Below are 16,911 nucleotides of genomic sequence, written 5' to 3'. Positions count from 1 at the left end.
ACAGGAATCTGACGTCAAGTGCCGCTGAGTAACTATTTCAATTTATTGGAAAATCGACAAAACACAACAGACTACCATCCAAATCTGCTTGGTAGTTTTTTTTGTAAAAGGGGTCGAATAAGCTGAATTGAGATTTTTAAGACTCTCTTTATATCCTGCATTTCCTGCATAAATCCCATTTAGATTTATCATAAAATGATGCTGTTTTTTCAAGGCTTATCCATCGAGATATTTTTTGTGCAGTTTTTTTGTTTTCAGATCATTATCTCACTCACGGTTAATTGAACGAACAATAGGCTCACCTCATTAGGTTTTTTAATATCGTATGATGGCACGAAGACTGTGCGGCTCTCGTGACACTAGATACCTTGGAAGCCTTAGAACAACAAATAAAAGTAATAAAGCACGATAATGGAATTTATAAACTTAGAACGATTACAGACGAAGAGGATATAATACCTGTACCTGCAATTGGTAAACTGGTTTATAACATTGAAGAGGAAGAATCAACAATTAGAAAAGAAGACGTTAACGGAACTGAACTCGATTACGAAGAATATGATGAAGGGGGTGATTACTTTGTTCCATTACCTACTAATATTAAACCAATAATAGATAGTTTGAATTCACTAGATGACAGAAGAGTTCAAACTGTTATAAATTCTTATTATTGCTAATTGTTGCGTATCACATCTTTCGTTACTTATAAATACACTTGTCTCAAATATCTCGAACGAGAACCAATTGTCAGTTTATTATGACAATTTAATTGAGAGAGTAAAAAAATTTTAAGGAAGATCAGAAGGAAGAGTTTATCGGTTTAATGGTGGATATAATTGATTCACTTAAGGACTATGTTCACAAGGGTCAACTTAATGGGAAAAAGAATTTAGCGAAACCAAACTTAGATAAATTGAGCTACTTTTTAACTATTTGCGGAAAATCAATCTATAAATCTGCTGAATTAGAGTACAAAGATGTCCAAACCGAAGTATGTTTAGTTCCAGGGTATCAAGAGATAATAAGGAAACGTGAAGCTCTTGGAGAAGACAATGGCTTCATTGAAAGAAGTGAATAATGAACTAGTAAGAGATTTGATAGAAGAATTTAATAAAATAAAAATGGATAATAACCTAACTTTAGTTCAAAAAGAGCATCTGAAGACAGCACTTCTTCTTGAACTCTCACGAACTACAGGGCGGTTAGTTCAAATATATGGACAATGGACTAAAGATGGACAGATTATTAGAGATAATTCTTTGAAAAAGAAAATTGATCATTTAAGCACGTTATATGCGACATTCAGTATATTGAGGAAATGGTTATGAAATAGGAATATCCTGAGTCGCTGTAAATGGATTTATTAAGATGTAAAATTATAATAATCCGCCACTGTATAAATATTCTTTAAGGACTGCGGTTAGCTACTTGAGTTGTTTACAAAAGGTAAATTCAATTGGAATGTAAATACGTTATGACTATGATTGAGCGTTAGGGTGCCTTGATGTAACTCAACAATATTCCTAGCGATGGAAAGACCCAGTCCTGCTCCAGTTTGGATACCTTCGCTACTTCTTGAATGGTCAACCTTATAAAAACGATCAAATAGCTTCTCCTCTTGATCTTGCGTGAGGGGAGCTCCTTTATTTTCGACCTCAATCGTAATTTGCTTAGGACTTGTTTTCAGTCGAATGCTAATGCCTCCAGGCTTCAAGGAATATTTTAAGGCGTTCATGAGAAGATTATCGATTGCTCTGGCAATTTTATCGCTATCAATGGAGGCAACGATTGGGGAATCACCGATATCTTTTACGATATACACACCGTTTTCTTGAGCAATGGGTTCGAACTCGAACAGCAATTGATCCAAGAGTTGAAATAAATTGATCCTTCTCAGATTTAAGTGGGTATCGACTGAAGTGAGCCGAGTATATTCGAACAAGTCATCGAGCAACTTCTTCAAATGAATTGCTTTGTTATAGGTGTTTTGAACAAAGCGCGTATATTCATCTTTATCCTGATATGAGTCTGTTCTTAAAAGCTCGATATAGCCGATAATGCTTGTCAGAGGCGTGCGCAAGTCATGTGAAATACCTGTGATCAAATCCATCTTGGATTTCTCTATTTCACGTTCTTTTACAATCTGTTGCTCTAAACGTTCTGTCATTCGATTGATGTTGAGCGCAACCCGTCCAAGTTCATCTTGCCGAACAACAGGCACCCGATATTTTAAATTACCTTCGGAAATAATCTGAAGCCCTTGCTCCAATGTAATTAAGTCTCTAACGATTCGCCGTGTCAAAACTAAAAAAGTGAAAATAAACGTTACCATAAACAAGGGGGTAAGAAGATAAGGAAAAAAATTGCGAAACCAATGCCATTCCATAGTACTGCTAATTTTCAAGAAAAGTAAAATGAGAATATCATTTATAGCAATGGCGATAATAAAACTTAGCACCATTCTGATTAAAATGTTGACTTGAATCCGTTTTTTTCGTTTTGACTTTTGTACATGTTCATTCAATTTTATAGCCAACTCCCCACACCGTTTTAATATACTGAGGATCTCTTGGGAACTGCTCTAATTTTTCTCGTAAATTACGAATATGAACCATTACGGTATTATCAGAAAATCCATATGGCGCCTTCCATACATTTTCGTAAATGTGCTCCGAACTAAAAACTTGCCCAGGATGGCTGGCAAGCAAGACCAGAATAGCAAACTCCAGAGGAGTCAACGAAATTTCGTTGCCCTTTAACTTTACGGAATGTTTACTCTTATCGATGATCAGGTCTTTAATAAGAATAAGGGAATTAAATTCTTCTTTTCCTATTAATGTTTGACGACGTAGCTGTGCTTTTACACGAGCAAGCAATTCTAATGGATTGAACGGTTTGATCATGTAGTCATCGGCCCCGGTAGTCAGTCCGTTAATTTTATCAATATCTTCTTCCTTGGCTGACAGCATGATAATCGGAGTATTCGATATTTCCCTTATTTTAAGGCATGCTCTGATTCCATCAATTCGTGGCATCATGACATCCAAGATAACCAGTTGAATCGGTGTTGTCTTTATGGCATCCAGGGCTTCTTCACCATCGGCTGCTTCAATCACATGGTATCCTTCATTACGTAGATATACATGAATGACATCCCGAATCTCGGAATCATCATCCACAACAAGAATGGTATTCATTACTGACTGCTCCTTCTTTTTTGACTGGGTAGAATAAAGGTATTTAAGGTACCTGAAATTACGCAACTAGTATAGATATCCTGATAATAAGGTAAAGTCTTCACTTTTTCTACATACGCATAAGCAAAACATTTAATGGAGTGAATGAAAGTGCCATCATCATTTAAATTGTTTCCTTTTTGCGACAGACGTAAACGAAAGCGGGAGGGATATTGAAAGGTACTAAATCAATTTTTTCAATGATAAATTTTTCGGAAAGCTGCTTTTTCATTTGAAGCGAATATTGAAAGGCGATAAACAAGCCTCCAGGTTTGAGTGCTTTATAGATCTGTTCAACCAAGGTATCTCTCAATTCACGCTCAAAATTAAAAAAAGGTAGTCCGCTAAAAATACAATCCAGCTGATGAATGTTCTCTTTCTTCATTGCTTCTACTAACTGAGCAGCGTTCGGATGACAGGAGAAGTCTGGGTATTCTGTCTGTAAATTATTCCTCATAGTCTCATTCATCTCAAACAATAACACTTTCGTGGGTTCACTCACCTGGGCGTTGATAAAACGGGTGATGGCACCTGTGCCCGATCCGAGTTCTGCGACTGCCTTAATCTCGTTCCAGGGGGCTTGTTTAACCATTTTGGTCGCTAGAAACCGGGAGCTTGGTATAACACTGCCTACATTTTTGGGGCTGCGAATAAAGCTTTGCAAAAATAAAAGGTATTCATTAAGTTTCAACTGATTTTCCTCCATTACTGTTTTTATTGTCAGGAACAATGCTGAATATGGCACAAAAATTAACAAATTTATTTCTTTTATCGAAACGAATGGATACCGGAACGATTAAAAATGAGAAAATTGAAGTGAAGACATAGGGAGAAAATATCGTACGATTGGGAAGAACATACCGATGCACATGGCCCAATCTCTCTATTTCTGCACCTCTTTATTGTTTCGATACAGAAATCATAATGAAAAAAACTAAGGAATTAATGAGTATATTTCTAAAGAAAATCTAAAGATTCATCTATGGAAGGTTTAAAATCTATATCATCCAACCCAAAAAGCCTTACCAACCAAGTCGGTAAGGCTTTTTTATAAGGGCAAACTGTTCCGCCACGCAACTCAATGATATTTATGGCTATAGAAAGACCTAGTGCGACTCTAATTTGTATCCCTTCATAATGTTGGGGAGGGGGATGTTTATGAGATCGTGTATTTTCTTCTACTTGTATGTGAAGCTATGGTTTCACTAGTACGAGCGGGAATAGGAGAGTGAACTCTCTCTTTTTCAATTTCCATTAGTGCTAAAGAAGTAGAATTACCAAAGTGTTAGGATAAAGTTGAGGTCTGATTAGCTTGGTTAAAAGCTGATCAGACCTTTCCTACATTGGGCGTAAAACAGTTTAAGATGTCAAGCCATGGCTTGGAGGGGAGAATTAAAGGCGTTTTTGTATTACTTCAGAATTTCTTTAGAAATATCCCTATAAGCTCCTAAGATTTTTATAATAATATACTTTCATCGACATTAACGAGGAGGTTAGAACATGATTAGTGATATCGTCTTACAGCTAGTCGATCATTATGGATATCTCTTTTTTTTCTTAGCCTTCTGCCTAGGCCCATTCGGCGTCCCGGTTCCAAATGAAATAACCATACTAACAGGTGGAATTTTGAGTAACAACGGAGCTTTAAACCCGTGGATTGTATATATTGTTATTCTCGCTGGCTTATTTACAGCAATTACAATTGCTTATTTTGCGGGCAGAATCTTTGGAGAAAAATTTAAACTAAAGTTTCAAAACAACCGTCACTTTCAGAAAGCAGAGAAATTTTTTGAACAGCACGGAGATATCGCAATGTGTCTTGGACATTTCATACCAGTCATTCGGTATATTTTGCCTGTATTCGTTGGTCTAAACGGTACCTCATACAAGAAGTTTGCTTTGATTTCGTATTCCAGCGCGTTTGTTTGGACCGCTACGTTCTTTACCTTTGGCAAGTTCCTTGGACATTATATATTGGCTTTGCTAGATTTGATCGATTCTAAATTGGCCGTGGTTGCTCTAATGATAGCCGTTGGCACCTTTATCACAACCAAGTGGTTCAAGTCGAAATTATCCAACTTTACTGCATAAGCTGGTGAACAAATGAAAAAAATAGAAGAAAGGGGGAGAGTCATTTGACTTCAAATCAGTATGCAATGTTCTTGCAACGATTTATTAAAAATCCAAAGCGAGTTGGAAGTGTTTTGCCCAGTTCATGGTTTCTGGCGAGTAAAATGGTTCAATCTGTGTCATGGGATGATGTGAGCACAATTGCAGAATTCGGTTCTGGCACAGGAGCTATCACACGCTTTATCGAACTGCGAGTAAATCGATCTGCTATTGATAAAATCGATTTTGTGCCCCTCAATTTTCCTCCTGCTTTTGTTTATACATGCCGTAAGAAGGAGGGGATTTAAGTGAGTTATGATACACTAATTCATTGGATTGCGCAGTTTGGTTATGCTGCTTTATTCTTTGCATTATGGCTCGGAATTGTTGGAATGCCAATACCGGACGAGGTTGTCGTTATGACCGGCGGAGCCGTTAGCAAAGTAGGATTACTCCATTATTTCCCAGCATTTATTATCACTTATTTAGGAGTTATCTCCGGGCTATCTCTTGGTTATATTCTAGGCAGGTTTTTCGGTTCGCCGGTGCTGGATAAACTTCGCCATAAAAAAAATTTGGGGAAGCATATACAAACATCAGAACACCTTCTAAATAAATATGGAAATATTGCATTGAGTTTTAGCTACTTTTTTCCGGTGGTGAGGCATATTGTTCCCTATTTAGTCGGAATTAATAAAATGTCATTTCGCCGTTATATTCTTTATTCCTATACAGCCGGGCTTGTTTGGACGTCTGTCTTTTTTGTAGTTGGCCAATTTGCAGGTGGTCATGTGGAAACAATCGGGACAATGATTTATCACTACGGTATATATGTGGGACTTGCCTTAATCATAGGAATTGTCATATTCATGATTCTTAAAAGTCGGAAAAGGAGCAAAGCGTGATGTGTGGAATCAACCTTTAGGAGATTTAGATAATACGGTAGTAGTTCAAATTCTGAATTTACACGAGAAAATAGATGATCTCCCAAGAGAGCCGCGATATATAAAAAACCGTTTGGGGAGTTGGGTAGAAAATTGAAACTGATAAACGGCAAAAGAAATGTTTGCTTTGAGATTTTTTTGGCGTTAGTTTTCAGTCTTGTTATTGCATATCTCAGTTTCGCCATTGTAATAACTTGTATCAATTTGTTTGTAAATCGATTACAAGCGGGATATTTTTTTCTAAAGCTAGACCAGCCTTTATTTTCCCCTTTTTTTAAACTGACCCGACACATGTTTAAATACATTTTCGATTTGCCCGAAGGTTCGCAAGTTCTCTTTTGATAGATTTAAAGGAAATACAACAAAGTTATGATTTCACTGTTGCTATATATTCTAGCAGCTCAAACGATTTTCACATAAGGCGAAATGCTGATTTAAAAATATTAATCGTCATAGGTCAGATATACCCCCACCAACTCCCGAATTTCATTTCATCATCAATAATAAAAATCGTTTCTTTGGCATATGAAAGCATCCTTTCTGTGCCTTCAGTTTATGCCGATTTCTCTTAACATAAAAGGAAAGTGATTCTTAAACGTTTCTGAGATTTGATTTTTTGAAAGGAGAGCTGTGATCCATGAAAAAAGGAACGAAAGAAAAAATGTTGATTCTTACCGGAAATTATGGAGATGGTCACATTCAAGTAGCCCAAGCGATACAAGATGCGATGCAAATTCGATTTCCTCATATGGAACCTGTCATTATTGATTTTATGGAATGGGTCCATCCTTATATGAATCATTTGAGTCGAAATGTTTATCTCCAAGCCGTAAAAACATTCCCTCAAGTTTATGGATATCTATATCAGAAAACGCGGAGACAAAACACCCTATCCTATATCATAAAGACCGTTTTTTCTACAGGAATCGGACGAATGATGAAATTGATTAATGAAATACAGCCTGCTATTGTAGTATGCACCTTCCCTTTGGCGGCAGGCGTGATGTCGAAGTTGAAATCATATGGTTCAATCGATATTCATACTGTTACTATCATTACCGATCACACGGATCATAGTTCATGGATTTATCCATATACAGATCAATATATTGTGGGTTCCAGAAGTGTACGTGATTCTTTAATTCAATTAGGTGTTGAAGAGACTCGGATTGCAGATACGGGAATTCCCATTCGCCCGCAATTTTCTCAGTCCATAGAAAGAGAGAAAACAGCTAAGAAGTATGGTTTAGATCCTCATATGCCTACTGTGCTTGTGATGGGAGGAGGTTGCGGCATGATTGGCGATGGAAGCTCTACTATTCAGAAATTTGATCTATTGTCACAGCCTGTACAATTCATCATTGTTTGTGGGCATAATGAAAAACTTCGAATGAAATTGAATGAGAGTCTGAAAATTTCCAAACATCGCATCTATTTAACAGGTTATATTAACTATGTTCATGAGTTAATGGCTATATCTGATATTATGATTACCAAACCAGGAGGAGTCACGACTTTTGAGGCGATTGCTATGGAACTGCCGATGCTACTTTGTAAACCAATCCCTGGTCAAGAACAGGATAATGCCAAATTTTTAGTTCGTTCTGGGGTAGCCATTCATGCAGAGACATCTGGGGATCTAACCGAGCGCCTATCGGAATTACTAGATGATGCAAAACTTCTTCAACATATGATAGAAAATACTAAACAGTTCCATCCTAAAGAGTCCGCGTTTGCTTCATTAGAAGTTATTTTTGGAACTATTGCAATGAATAATAGATCCAGTGAAATAAAGATATGCTCCTAGAAAAAAGGCAAGCATGGATTTATTACTGTTAAAAAGGAGCAGGATCATGAAGCAGACATTCATAATTCTCATTAGTGCATTACTCGTATACACGATTATCCCGACCCTTATAATCCGACTATTTGGAATCGGAGTTTATAAAAGGGGAACGGGCGAGCAGCCCATTGCGTTAACTTTTGATGACGGTCCGGACCCAGAATTTACGCCTCTTTTGCTTGATTTATTAAAGAAATATAATATAAAGGGTACCTTTTTTGTCCTTGGTCGCAAAGCAGAGAAATATCCCGATTTAATCCAACGGATGCACAATGAAGGACATCTTGTCGGAATCCATAATTATGTACATTGGTCAAATGCTTTAATGAGTCCTAAGAGGGTTCGCGAGCAGGTAAACAAAACGGCCAATGTCATTAATCGTATTATTGGAGAGAAAGCCTTCTATTATCGGCCCCCGTGGGGAGTCATTAACCTATTTGATTTTTTTCTGATGAAGCAATTTCGCATGATTCTTTGGTCTGTTATTGTAGGTGACTGGAAGAGCTCTGGCGGCAAGCAAAAAATTAAGCAAAGGCTGCTGTCCAAGCTAAGGGGTGGAGCTGTTATCGTTCTTCATGATAGCGGGCAAACGTTTGGAGCAGACAGGGATGCACCTGCATACATGTTGGAGGCATTAAATGAATTTATCATTGAAGCATTATATACGGGATATTGTTTTCAGAGAGTAGATGAGAAAAGAGCTGCATAATGAACAGGCTAAATATATGAGCATTAATTATGGTACGGCCGTGATAAGCGCGGCTTTTTTATTTTACATAAACACATTATCTGTCAGCACTCTCGAAGATTATACTTAAAAAACAGAGTAAGTTTAATTTGGATACTAAAAATCAAAACTTAAGCCCGGGACAAAGTATTGTTCGGGGCTTAAGTTTTTCAACTTATACATCAAGGTTGCCGGAGTGGCCTTCTTCTGATCCAATGGAACGGGTCAGAACTCCTTCGAAAGGCAAAGTAAGAGTAAATTTAAATATGTTATTTATATGAATGAGCGTTAAGGTTCCTCCATGCAACTCAATAATGTTTCTAGCAATAGAAAGGCCCAGACCTGCTCCCGTTTGAATGCCTTCACTACTTCTTGAATGGTCTACTTTATAAAAACGATTGAAGAGTTTATTTTCTTGCTCTTGTGTGAGGGGATTCCCTTTATTTTCGATCTCAATACTAATTTGCTTATTATCCAACTTCATTAAAATACGAACGGTTCCTGGCTTTACAGAGTACTTAAGGGCATTCATGAGTAGATTATCGATTGCTCTGGCAATTTTTTTACTGTCAATAACGGTTATAATAGGAGAGTTACCTAAGTCTTTAATAATATGGATACCGTTCTCTTGAGCGATCGGTTCAAATTCAAAAATTAATTGATCTAGAAGCTGGAATACATCGATCTTATTTAGGTCCAGGCGGGTATCGACCGAAGTAAGTCGGGTATATTCAAACAAATCATCGAGCAATTTTTTTAAATGAATAGCTTTGTTATAAGTGTTTTGAACAAATCGCGTATATTCATCTTTATTTTGAAATGAATTTGTTCTTAAGAGTTCTATATAGCCAATAATGCTTGTAAGTGGCGTACGCAAGTCGTGTGATATGCCTGTTATCATTTCCAACTTGGAGATTTCTAGTTCACGTTCCTTTTCGATCTGCTGTTGTAGACGTTCCGCCATCAAGTTGATATTAAACGCAACCCTCCCAAGCTCATCATTTCGCATGACAGGCACTCGATAGCTTAAATTACCCTCGGATATAATTTGAAGCCCCTGCTCCAACGAAATTAAGTCTCTTACGATTCGTCGAGTTAAAGCTAGGAAAGTAATAATAAAGTTAACCATAAACAGGGGGGGGAAAATATACGGAATGAAATTGAGGAGCCACTCGGATTCCATGCCATGGCCAATATCCAGTAAAAGTAAAATAAGCATGTTATTTATGGTTGTGGCGATAATGAGACTTAGCATCATTCTGATTAAAATATTGACCTGAATCATCCTTTTTTTTCGTTTTGGTTTTTGCACATGTTCAGTCAATTTTATAACCAACTCCCCAAATCGTTTTAATATACTGAGGATCTCTGGGAAACTCCTCTAATTTCTCTCGTAAATTACGAATATGGACCATCACGGTATTATCGGAATACCCAATAGGATCTTTCCACACGCTTTCGTAAATCTTATCAAAGCTAAATACTTGCCCAGGGTGGCTTGCAAGCAACTCTAGAATTGAAAACTCAAGAGGGGTCAGCGAAATGTTATTTTCTTTCAATGTAACGGAATGTTTACTCTTATCGATCACAAGATCTTTGATGAATATAACAGAATTAAATTCTTCTTTTCCTATTAATGATTGTCGCTGCAAATGAGCTTTTACTCGAGCGAGTAATTCTAACGGATTAAAGGGTTTTATCATGTAATCGTCCGCACCGGGAGTAAGACCCGAAATTTTACCAATATCTTCTTCCTCCCCCGATAGCATGATAATGGGGGTGCTCGATATTTCCCTTATTTTAATGCAAGCATTAATGCCATCCATTTGTGGCATCTTAATATCTAAGATGACCAGTTCGAAAGAGATTGATCTTATTAAATCTAACGCTTCCAGACCATTTGCAGCTTCTATGACAAAGTATCCTTCATTGCGCAAATAAACGTGAATGACATCTCGAATCTCTGTATCGTCACCTACAACAAGTATTGTATCCATTACATGATGCCCCTTTCCTACTTTTTATGATTACGGCTACTAAAATTCTATAATTAAGACAAATCCAATGATTGCTACGAAAAGTTTATTAATACCGATTATTGCCTCCCCTTTTGCGACAGGTATATACAAAAGCTGGAGGGAAATTGAAAGGTACGAACTCGATTTTTTCGATGATTAAATCTTCGGCAAATTTTTTTTTCATTTGAAGTGAGTACTGATAAGCGACAAAAATCCCTTCTGGTTTTAGTGCCTTAATAATCTGATTGAGTAAGGTTTCTCGCATTTCACTCGTAAAATTAAAAAATGGCAATCCGCTAATAATACAATCAAGCTGGCCGATGTCATCTTGATTCAATTTTTTGATTAATTGGCAAGCGTTTGAATGACACGCGAAATCTGAGTATTTTGTCTTCAGAGTAGCTCTCATTTTCTTATCCCTTTCGAACAATAGCACTCTTGTTGATCCGGTTAAATGTGGCTTCATGAAACGTGTAATAGCACCTGTACCTGACCCGAGTTCTGCGACTGCCTTTACCTCATTCCATGGTACAGACTCAACGATTTTAGCTGCTAGAAATCGGGAGCTAGGTATAACACTTCCTACTCGTTGTGGATTTGTGAGAAATCCTTGCAAAAAAAGTAGACATTCACTGATATTCAACTGTTTTTCCCCCATTATTTAATTTCTCCCTTTTGGGTACCCAACAAATAAAGGGATGATATACCGAACAACTGGAAGGAATAATCCAAAACATATTGCCATATCTCCTCGTTTTGTTATTTATATCAATATAAAAATAGTAACGAAAAAATCTAAGGATTTTACGAGGATATATCTAAAGAAAATCTGAAGATATGTACACTATTCAGACTCGAAGTCTGCAAGAAGTGGATGAAAATCAGAAAGCTGATCTGATTGAAGAACCCAAAAAGCCTTGCCAACAAAAAAGTTGGCGAGGCTTTTTATTACGTAAATTGTTGATAAGATTCCCTATAAATAAGATGTGAGAGGGAATACCCCTTACCAACTAATGTTAAGGAATTCTTTAGAAAAATCCTCTAAAGTTCTTCAGAGTTTATCATTATGATGGGTTCATTGCTATAGATAAACCTAATCATAGAAATCGCCTGACTCTGAAAGGAGGCGAGCGTCATGTTTCTGCTGAGTAAAGAGAGACGCTCATTCATATCTCATTTTATGAGAAAACCCTGACATATGATTACATTGCTAGATCGTTTCATCCCGAAATACTTTTAGCCAAAGCAGAAAGCAATCTGCACGTGTCTATGATTCATTTGTAGTTGCTCAAAAGAGAACAATAGATAATTCATATAAGAATGTGTTTGTACAATTATTTAAAAATAGAAAGAGGGGGTTCTATGAAAAAACGTATGTTCATTTTATTGCTGTTGGCCTTATCAACCAGTTCTTTTTCAGGGTCCTTTGTTCAAGCAGAGGGGCAGCAATTGGCTTCCAATGCAAGTGTGAAACTAACATTGAGTCAAGCCCAGCAATGGGCGCGATCCAATAGCTTTAGCTTGAAGGAGGCCCAGCAAACGATAGATCGCAATCGGATTAACTTGAAAAATGCAGGTAAGAATCTGGACTTCATTCCCGCAGGTACAGGTAATGGAGAAGAGGATGCGTCCAGTAGTTCAGCATGGAAGGGGTATGCCTCATCGACGGTTTCTTATCTGGAATCCAAGAAGCAAATCGAGCTTGCCCAAGATCAGACAGACTACACTACAATGAAGAACTATTATGAGGTACTTCTGGCTGATAACAAGGTGAAGAGCAGTGAGGATGCACTTTCGCTTGCATTATTGGAGGAAAAAGCTGCTGAGGCAAAAGCCAACCGTGGGAAAATTTCTCCAAGTGATCAAAGCAGCATTATTCAGACTCGTATAGAAGCACAAAAAAATATAGAGATTGCAAAAGCTGCGTTGCAAAAAGCGATGGATTCACTAAATACCCAAATGGGGCAACCGCAAGGTACGGTCTATGAACTGGTGGATCGACCTGTTTACCGAAAAATGGATAGCACGAATTTGGATACGCTTGTGACACGTGCCATTTCGGCGAGTCCTTCGGTATGGAGACAGGAGGAGGCTGTCAAGCTGGCAAAGATGGAAGTTAAATATTACACGTGGAACTCAGGGAATGATGATTATGAAATTAAACAGATCGATGTAGATTCAGCACAAGGTGGACTGGAAAATACCAAAGACCAATTGGCAGAAACATTGAAGAGTATGTACTTTAATTTACAGCAAAATGATGAGCAATACGAACAACTGCAAAGTAATCTGCAGAACGCTAATAAAGTATTAAACATTTCTCGTAAAAAAAAGGAACGGGGATTTGCCACAGGTACGGAGGTCGCTACTAATCAGTTAAAAGTGAAGCAAATAGAACGGAATATGGATGAATTGATTGTTCAAATGACACAGTTACAACATGCTTTAAACAAACCGTGGAGTGTATAGGATTTAAAAAAATATATTTAAGGGGATATGACATTGCCGGAAACAGTAAAAAAAGATGCATTGCAAATATTAAGAAAAAAAAGAAGATTAAAAGTGATCATAGGTATTCTGGCCTTGATCATTATAGTGGGAATCGGTGGTACTGTTTATATGAATAGGGGGCAGGAAAAGCCCGTGGAGGGTCCTGCGAATCAGATTGTTCAGGTGAAAAAAAACAATATAACCGAATCGCTTGCCGTGACTGGGACCGTTCAGGCTTCCAAGGAAGTGAATATTAATTTTACAAATGTCGAGGGTGCCAAGCTCATTGCGGTCAATGTCAAAGCAGGAGATAGTGTTAAGGCGGGCCAGGTTTTAGCTCGTTTAGATGATTCAGATGCCAAATTACAAATTAAAGATGCCCAGTCCAATGTTGCGATTGCAAGGGCCAAGCTAGAGGAAGCCAAGCGTGGACCAAAGCAAATTGATATTGAGCTCCAGAAGGCAAATGTCCTAAAGACACAGATGGCGATTAAAACAGCCAAGGACGGGATGGAGTTAGAGGAAGCCGCTGCACAAAAAGAGGTTGCCAAGGTGACCTTGGATAAAGCCCAGAAGGATTATGATGACCAGACTTATCTAGTTCAGAATGATGCGGCCGCAGAAAGTGACCTGGCGACGGCCAAGCAAAGCTTGGATAAGGCAAAATTGGATATGAGTAATGCCGAGCTTCAATACAAGAAGGCACAGATCAGACAAAACCAGGCTATTGAAGATGCTGAAATGGGTTATAAAACCGCTTTAATTCAATTAAAGGCAGCACAGTCCCCGCCTGAAGCTTCCAACATTCAATCTGCACAGGCTTCTTTACAGCAGGCCGAAACAGAATTGGAGCAAAAGAAAAGTGTTCTGAATAAATTACAGGTTACGGCGCCGTGGGATGGGATTGTTTTGAAGGTCAACGGCGATGTGGGCACCAGTCCTACTGCACCTTTTATCATAATGAATAACTCCAACACAGGGGTCATGAAGGTTAGTGCCAAGGTTAACGAAAGTGATATCGCCAAATTGAAGACTGGACTTCAGGCTACAATGCATACCAATTCATTTCCGGACAAGCAATTCAAAGGAGAAGTTCTTTTTGTTTCTCCAGAGCCAGTTGTGGAATCCAATGTGACTACATACAAAGTTGAATTGTCTTTGGATAGCCAAAAAATAAGGCTGCAACCGGGGATGAACATGGATGTATCCCTTCTGTTAGCTGAACACAAAGACGCGCTGTCTGTGCCATTGTTTGCATTGAGATCTGAAGGTGGTGTAGATGGAGTATATGTGGCGAAGAACGCGGCACATCCTGCTGATTATGGATTTAGACCGGTAAAACTAGGCGTCTATACAGCGGATCAGGCCGAAATCAAGTCTGGTGTCAAGGAAGGCGAAACTATTGTTATTCCTCCTCAGAACAGCAGTGCTGATCCGAATGGCAGTGGAGGGGGGCAGGCACAATGAGCGAAACTCAATCCAATAAAACGGTGATCGAAATTAAAGAACTGAAAAAGATGTATGAAGTAGGCGGTCAGGAGATTCAGGCTCTGCGCAGCGTGAATTTATCCATTAGCGAAGGTGAGTTTGTTGCTATCATGGGACCCTCTGGTTCGGGCAAGTCTACCATGATGAATGTCATTGGTTGCCTGGATCATCCGGATACCGGAAAATACTACCTGGATGGGTATTCCATATTGGATGCTCGTGAGAACGAACTTTCGGAGATTAGAAATCAGAAGCTAGGTTTTGTGTTTCAAAAATTTTATTTACTTCCCCGAACTACAGCATTAGCCAATGTAGAGCTACCTATGATGTATGCAGGTATACCTGCCAAGGAACGCCGGGAACGAGCCGTGGAGGCGCTACGAAGCGTTGGCCTTGCCGAACGGATGTATAACAAGCCTAACGAGCTTTCTGGTGGTCAGCAGCAGCGTGTCTCCATTGCACGTGCATTGGTAAATAATCCTGTTATTCTGCTGGCAGATGAACCTACGGGCGCACTGGATACGAAAACGAGTATTGAGATTATGGAACTGTTTCAAGGGTTGAATGAGCTGGGAAAAACTATAGTTCTGGTTACTCATGAGCTGGAAATAGCTGAATATGCCAAACGATTGATTAGTTTTCGGGATGGCAATATTGAGCGGGATGAGCAAATTACGAATAGACGAATTTCATCAAGGACGGTAAGCCTATGAATGTGATGGAAACGATCCGTGTATCAATGAATAGCTTAACCACCAACAAGATGCGTTCATTTTTAACGATACTCGGTATTATTATTGGGGTGGCAGCGGTTATTGCCATTATGGCAATCGGAAACGGTTCTAAAGCCAGCATTAAGGAGGAAATAAATAGTCTAGGGAATAATGTGGTTATGGTTGCTCCAGCCATGCCAATGACCGAGGAAGAAGTCAATGGGGACAACTTGCCCTCCTTTATGTGGGTTGATATCAAGGCAATGGAACAAAAGAGTTCGATTGCGGCATTAATGCCCAGTATTTCGAGCAATTCAAAAGTTGTATGGGGTCGATATAACTATAATGCAACTATTATAGGAACATCCGCTTCATTTTATAAAGTTAAAAAGTTTTCCTTTGCTGAAGGCAGGACATTTACCAACGATGAGTTGGATAAACGTATGAATGTTGCTATTCTGGAAAGCCAAGCGGTTGTACGTCTTTTTGGTGGGGATACCAAAAACGTGGTGGGACGAACGTTTCAAATTAAACAGATCCCCTTCAAAGTGATCGGAGTATTGAATTCTCAGCCCGTTACGAATTTAAGCCGCAGTACAAATGATCAAATTTACATCCCTGCTACAACCATGATGAACCGTCTGGGTGAGAGAAATATCACCAGCCTGGATGTCTCCGCCAAGTCACCAGCTATGATGGATCAAGCTCGTTCAGATATATTGGGGAGCTTGCGTGTGACGCATCAGCTAAAACCCTCAGAACCGGATCAATTTCAAACTATGAGTCTGTCCGAAGCAGCAGGTGCAGCTTTGGGTGTAGATGATATCATGAGCAAATTGCTGGGAGGTGTAGCCGCAATATCGCTCGTGGTAGGGGGAATCGGAATTATGAATATTATGATGGTCTCCGTTATAGAGCGTACAAGAGAAATCGGTATTCGCAAAGCGATTGGCGCCAAGCCTAGAGATATTATGATTCAATTCCTGTTCGAAGCAGTCATTTTCGGTCTAATGGGAGGTATACTTGGGGTTGCTGCTGGCATAGGAGCGTCTAAAATAATTGAAGCAACAACTCGTATGACCATTGAATTCACGGTCTCGCCGATCATATATTCGTTTCTTAGCTCTGCAGGTATAGGCATCTTATTTGGGGTATACCCAGCTTATAAAGCAGCGAGATTGAAGCCGATAGATGCATTGAGATACGAATAATTTTATTGAAAAATGTTCATGAAACGTAAATAGGTATTGTTGAGGGTGCAGTATTTGTTGAAAAGCAATCGAAACAGGAAGGAAAAGTAATGCCAAAAATCTTGCTATAGATGTATTAAGAAAACGAAAAAA

At 38.6% G+C, this 16,911-nt stretch carries 18 protein-coding genes; 12 read left to right on the top strand and 6 right to left on the bottom strand.

All coding sequences use genetic code 11. The features are described 5' to 3' along the window. The first annotated feature begins 368 nt into the window (after positions 1-368). From MKY24_RS23330 to MKY24_RS23320, 3 genes are all read left to right on the top strand, one after another. Positions 369-677: a hypothetical protein gene (locus tag MKY24_RS23330; RefSeq protein WP_155613695.1), complete on the top strand. Its 309-nt coding sequence runs from the start codon at positions 369-371 to the stop codon at positions 675-677. 146 nt (positions 678-823) lie between these two features. Next, a complete protein-coding gene (locus MKY24_RS23325; protein ID WP_028541742.1) occupies positions 824-1,078 on the top strand; it encodes a hypothetical protein in 255 nt (84 codons plus the stop codon). Beyond that, positions 1,053-1,328, top strand: a complete 276-nt coding sequence (locus MKY24_RS23320; RefSeq protein WP_023990460.1) for a hypothetical protein — start codon at positions 1,053-1,055, stop codon at positions 1,326-1,328. The genes MKY24_RS23325 and MKY24_RS23320 overlap by 26 nt, the downstream gene beginning before the upstream one ends. Positions 1,329-1,420: 92 nt before the next feature. On the opposite strand, the gene MKY24_RS23315 is transcribed toward MKY24_RS23320, so the two are convergent. From MKY24_RS23315 to MKY24_RS23305, 3 genes are all read right to left on the bottom strand, one after another. Beyond that, positions 1,421-2,524, bottom strand: coding sequence for a HAMP domain-containing sensor histidine kinase (locus tag MKY24_RS23315; protein ID WP_076264957.1), 1,104 nt, complete (start codon positions 2,522-2,524; stop codon positions 1,421-1,423). Continuing rightward, a complete protein-coding gene (locus MKY24_RS23310; RefSeq protein WP_339200982.1) occupies positions 2,517-3,197 on the bottom strand; it encodes a response regulator transcription factor in 681 nt (226 codons plus the stop codon). The genes MKY24_RS23315 and MKY24_RS23310 overlap by 8 nt, the downstream gene beginning before the upstream one ends. A gap of 163 nt (positions 3,198-3,360) precedes the next feature. Then, positions 3,361-3,927, bottom strand: coding sequence for a methyltransferase domain-containing protein (locus MKY24_RS23305; protein WP_081391175.1), 567 nt, complete (start codon positions 3,925-3,927; stop codon positions 3,361-3,363). A gap of 809 nt (positions 3,928-4,736) precedes the next feature. Here MKY24_RS23305 and MKY24_RS23300 point away from each other — a divergent pair. The 5 genes from MKY24_RS23300 to MKY24_RS23280 all read left to right on the top strand — a co-directional run bounded on the left by MKY24_RS23300 (position 4,737) and on the right by MKY24_RS23280 (position 8,841). Next, positions 4,737-5,327, top strand: a complete 591-nt coding sequence (locus tag MKY24_RS23300) for a DedA family protein (RefSeq protein ID WP_339200980.1) — start codon at positions 4,737-4,739, stop codon at positions 5,325-5,327. A 44-nt stretch (positions 5,328-5,371) separates the two neighbouring features. Continuing rightward, complete coding sequence (locus tag MKY24_RS23295; protein WP_053326162.1) at positions 5,372-5,653, top strand: hypothetical protein; 282 nt, start codon at positions 5,372-5,374, stop codon at positions 5,651-5,653. Then, the gene (locus MKY24_RS23290) at positions 5,654-6,250 is read left to right on the top strand and encodes a DedA family protein (RefSeq protein ID WP_068938306.1); all 597 of its coding nucleotides are present in this window, start codon (positions 5,654-5,656) and stop codon (positions 6,248-6,250) included. 676 nt (positions 6,251-6,926) lie between these two features. Continuing rightward, on the top strand, positions 6,927-8,096 hold the full coding sequence (locus MKY24_RS23285) for a glycosyltransferase (RefSeq protein ID WP_023990452.1): 1,170 nt from the start codon (positions 6,927-6,929) through the stop codon (positions 8,094-8,096). A gap of 46 nt (positions 8,097-8,142) precedes the next feature. Then, complete coding sequence (locus MKY24_RS23280; RefSeq protein ID WP_023990451.1) at positions 8,143-8,841, top strand: polysaccharide deacetylase family protein; 699 nt, start codon at positions 8,143-8,145, stop codon at positions 8,839-8,841. A 193-nt stretch (positions 8,842-9,034) separates the two neighbouring features. Here MKY24_RS23280 and MKY24_RS23275 read toward each other — a convergent pair whose 3' ends face one another. The 3 genes from MKY24_RS23275 to MKY24_RS23265 form a co-directional block, all read right to left on the bottom strand. Continuing rightward, positions 9,035-10,183 (bottom strand): HAMP domain-containing sensor histidine kinase, encoded by a 1,149-nt coding sequence (locus MKY24_RS23275; RefSeq protein WP_075154804.1) that lies wholly within the window; start codon positions 10,181-10,183, stop codon positions 9,035-9,037. Continuing rightward, on the bottom strand, positions 10,176-10,856 hold the full coding sequence (locus MKY24_RS23270) for a response regulator transcription factor (RefSeq protein ID WP_023990449.1): 681 nt from the start codon (positions 10,854-10,856) through the stop codon (positions 10,176-10,178). Before MKY24_RS23270 ends, MKY24_RS23275 begins: the two co-directional genes overlap by 8 nt. An 88-nt stretch (positions 10,857-10,944) precedes the next feature. Then, entirely contained in the window at positions 10,945-11,535 is a 591-nt protein-coding gene (locus tag MKY24_RS23265) for a methyltransferase domain-containing protein (RefSeq protein ID WP_023990448.1), read from the bottom strand. Positions 11,536-12,239: 704 nt separating this feature from the next. On the opposite strand from MKY24_RS23265, the gene MKY24_RS23260 reads away from it, so the two are divergent. The 4 genes from MKY24_RS23260 to MKY24_RS23245 are packed head-to-tail and all read left to right on the top strand — an operon-like array spanning position 12,240 to position 16,779. Next, the gene (locus MKY24_RS23260; protein WP_339200976.1) at positions 12,240-13,346 is read left to right on the top strand and encodes a TolC family protein; all 1,107 of its coding nucleotides are present in this window, start codon (positions 12,240-12,242) and stop codon (positions 13,344-13,346) included. A 33-nt stretch (positions 13,347-13,379) separates the two neighbouring features. Next, positions 13,380-14,834, top strand: a complete 1,455-nt coding sequence (locus tag MKY24_RS23255) for an efflux RND transporter periplasmic adaptor subunit (protein WP_339200975.1) — start codon at positions 13,380-13,382, stop codon at positions 14,832-14,834. Then, a complete protein-coding gene (locus MKY24_RS23250; protein ID WP_023990444.1) occupies positions 14,831-15,568 on the top strand; it encodes an ABC transporter ATP-binding protein in 738 nt (245 codons plus the stop codon). Before MKY24_RS23255 ends, MKY24_RS23250 begins: the two co-directional genes overlap by 4 nt. After that, the gene (locus MKY24_RS23245) at positions 15,565-16,779 is read left to right on the top strand and encodes an ABC transporter permease (protein WP_339200974.1); all 1,215 of its coding nucleotides are present in this window, start codon (positions 15,565-15,567) and stop codon (positions 16,777-16,779) included. The genes MKY24_RS23250 and MKY24_RS23245 overlap by 4 nt, the downstream gene beginning before the upstream one ends. The last annotated feature ends 132 nt before the right edge of the window (positions 16,780-16,911 follow it).

This window comes from Paenibacillus sp. FSL P2-0322 (assembly GCF_037975315.1).
GTDB lineage: Bacteria > Bacillota > Bacilli > Paenibacillales > Paenibacillaceae > Paenibacillus > Paenibacillus polymyxa_B.
This window is presented reverse-complemented; position numbering and strand designations above follow the sequence as displayed.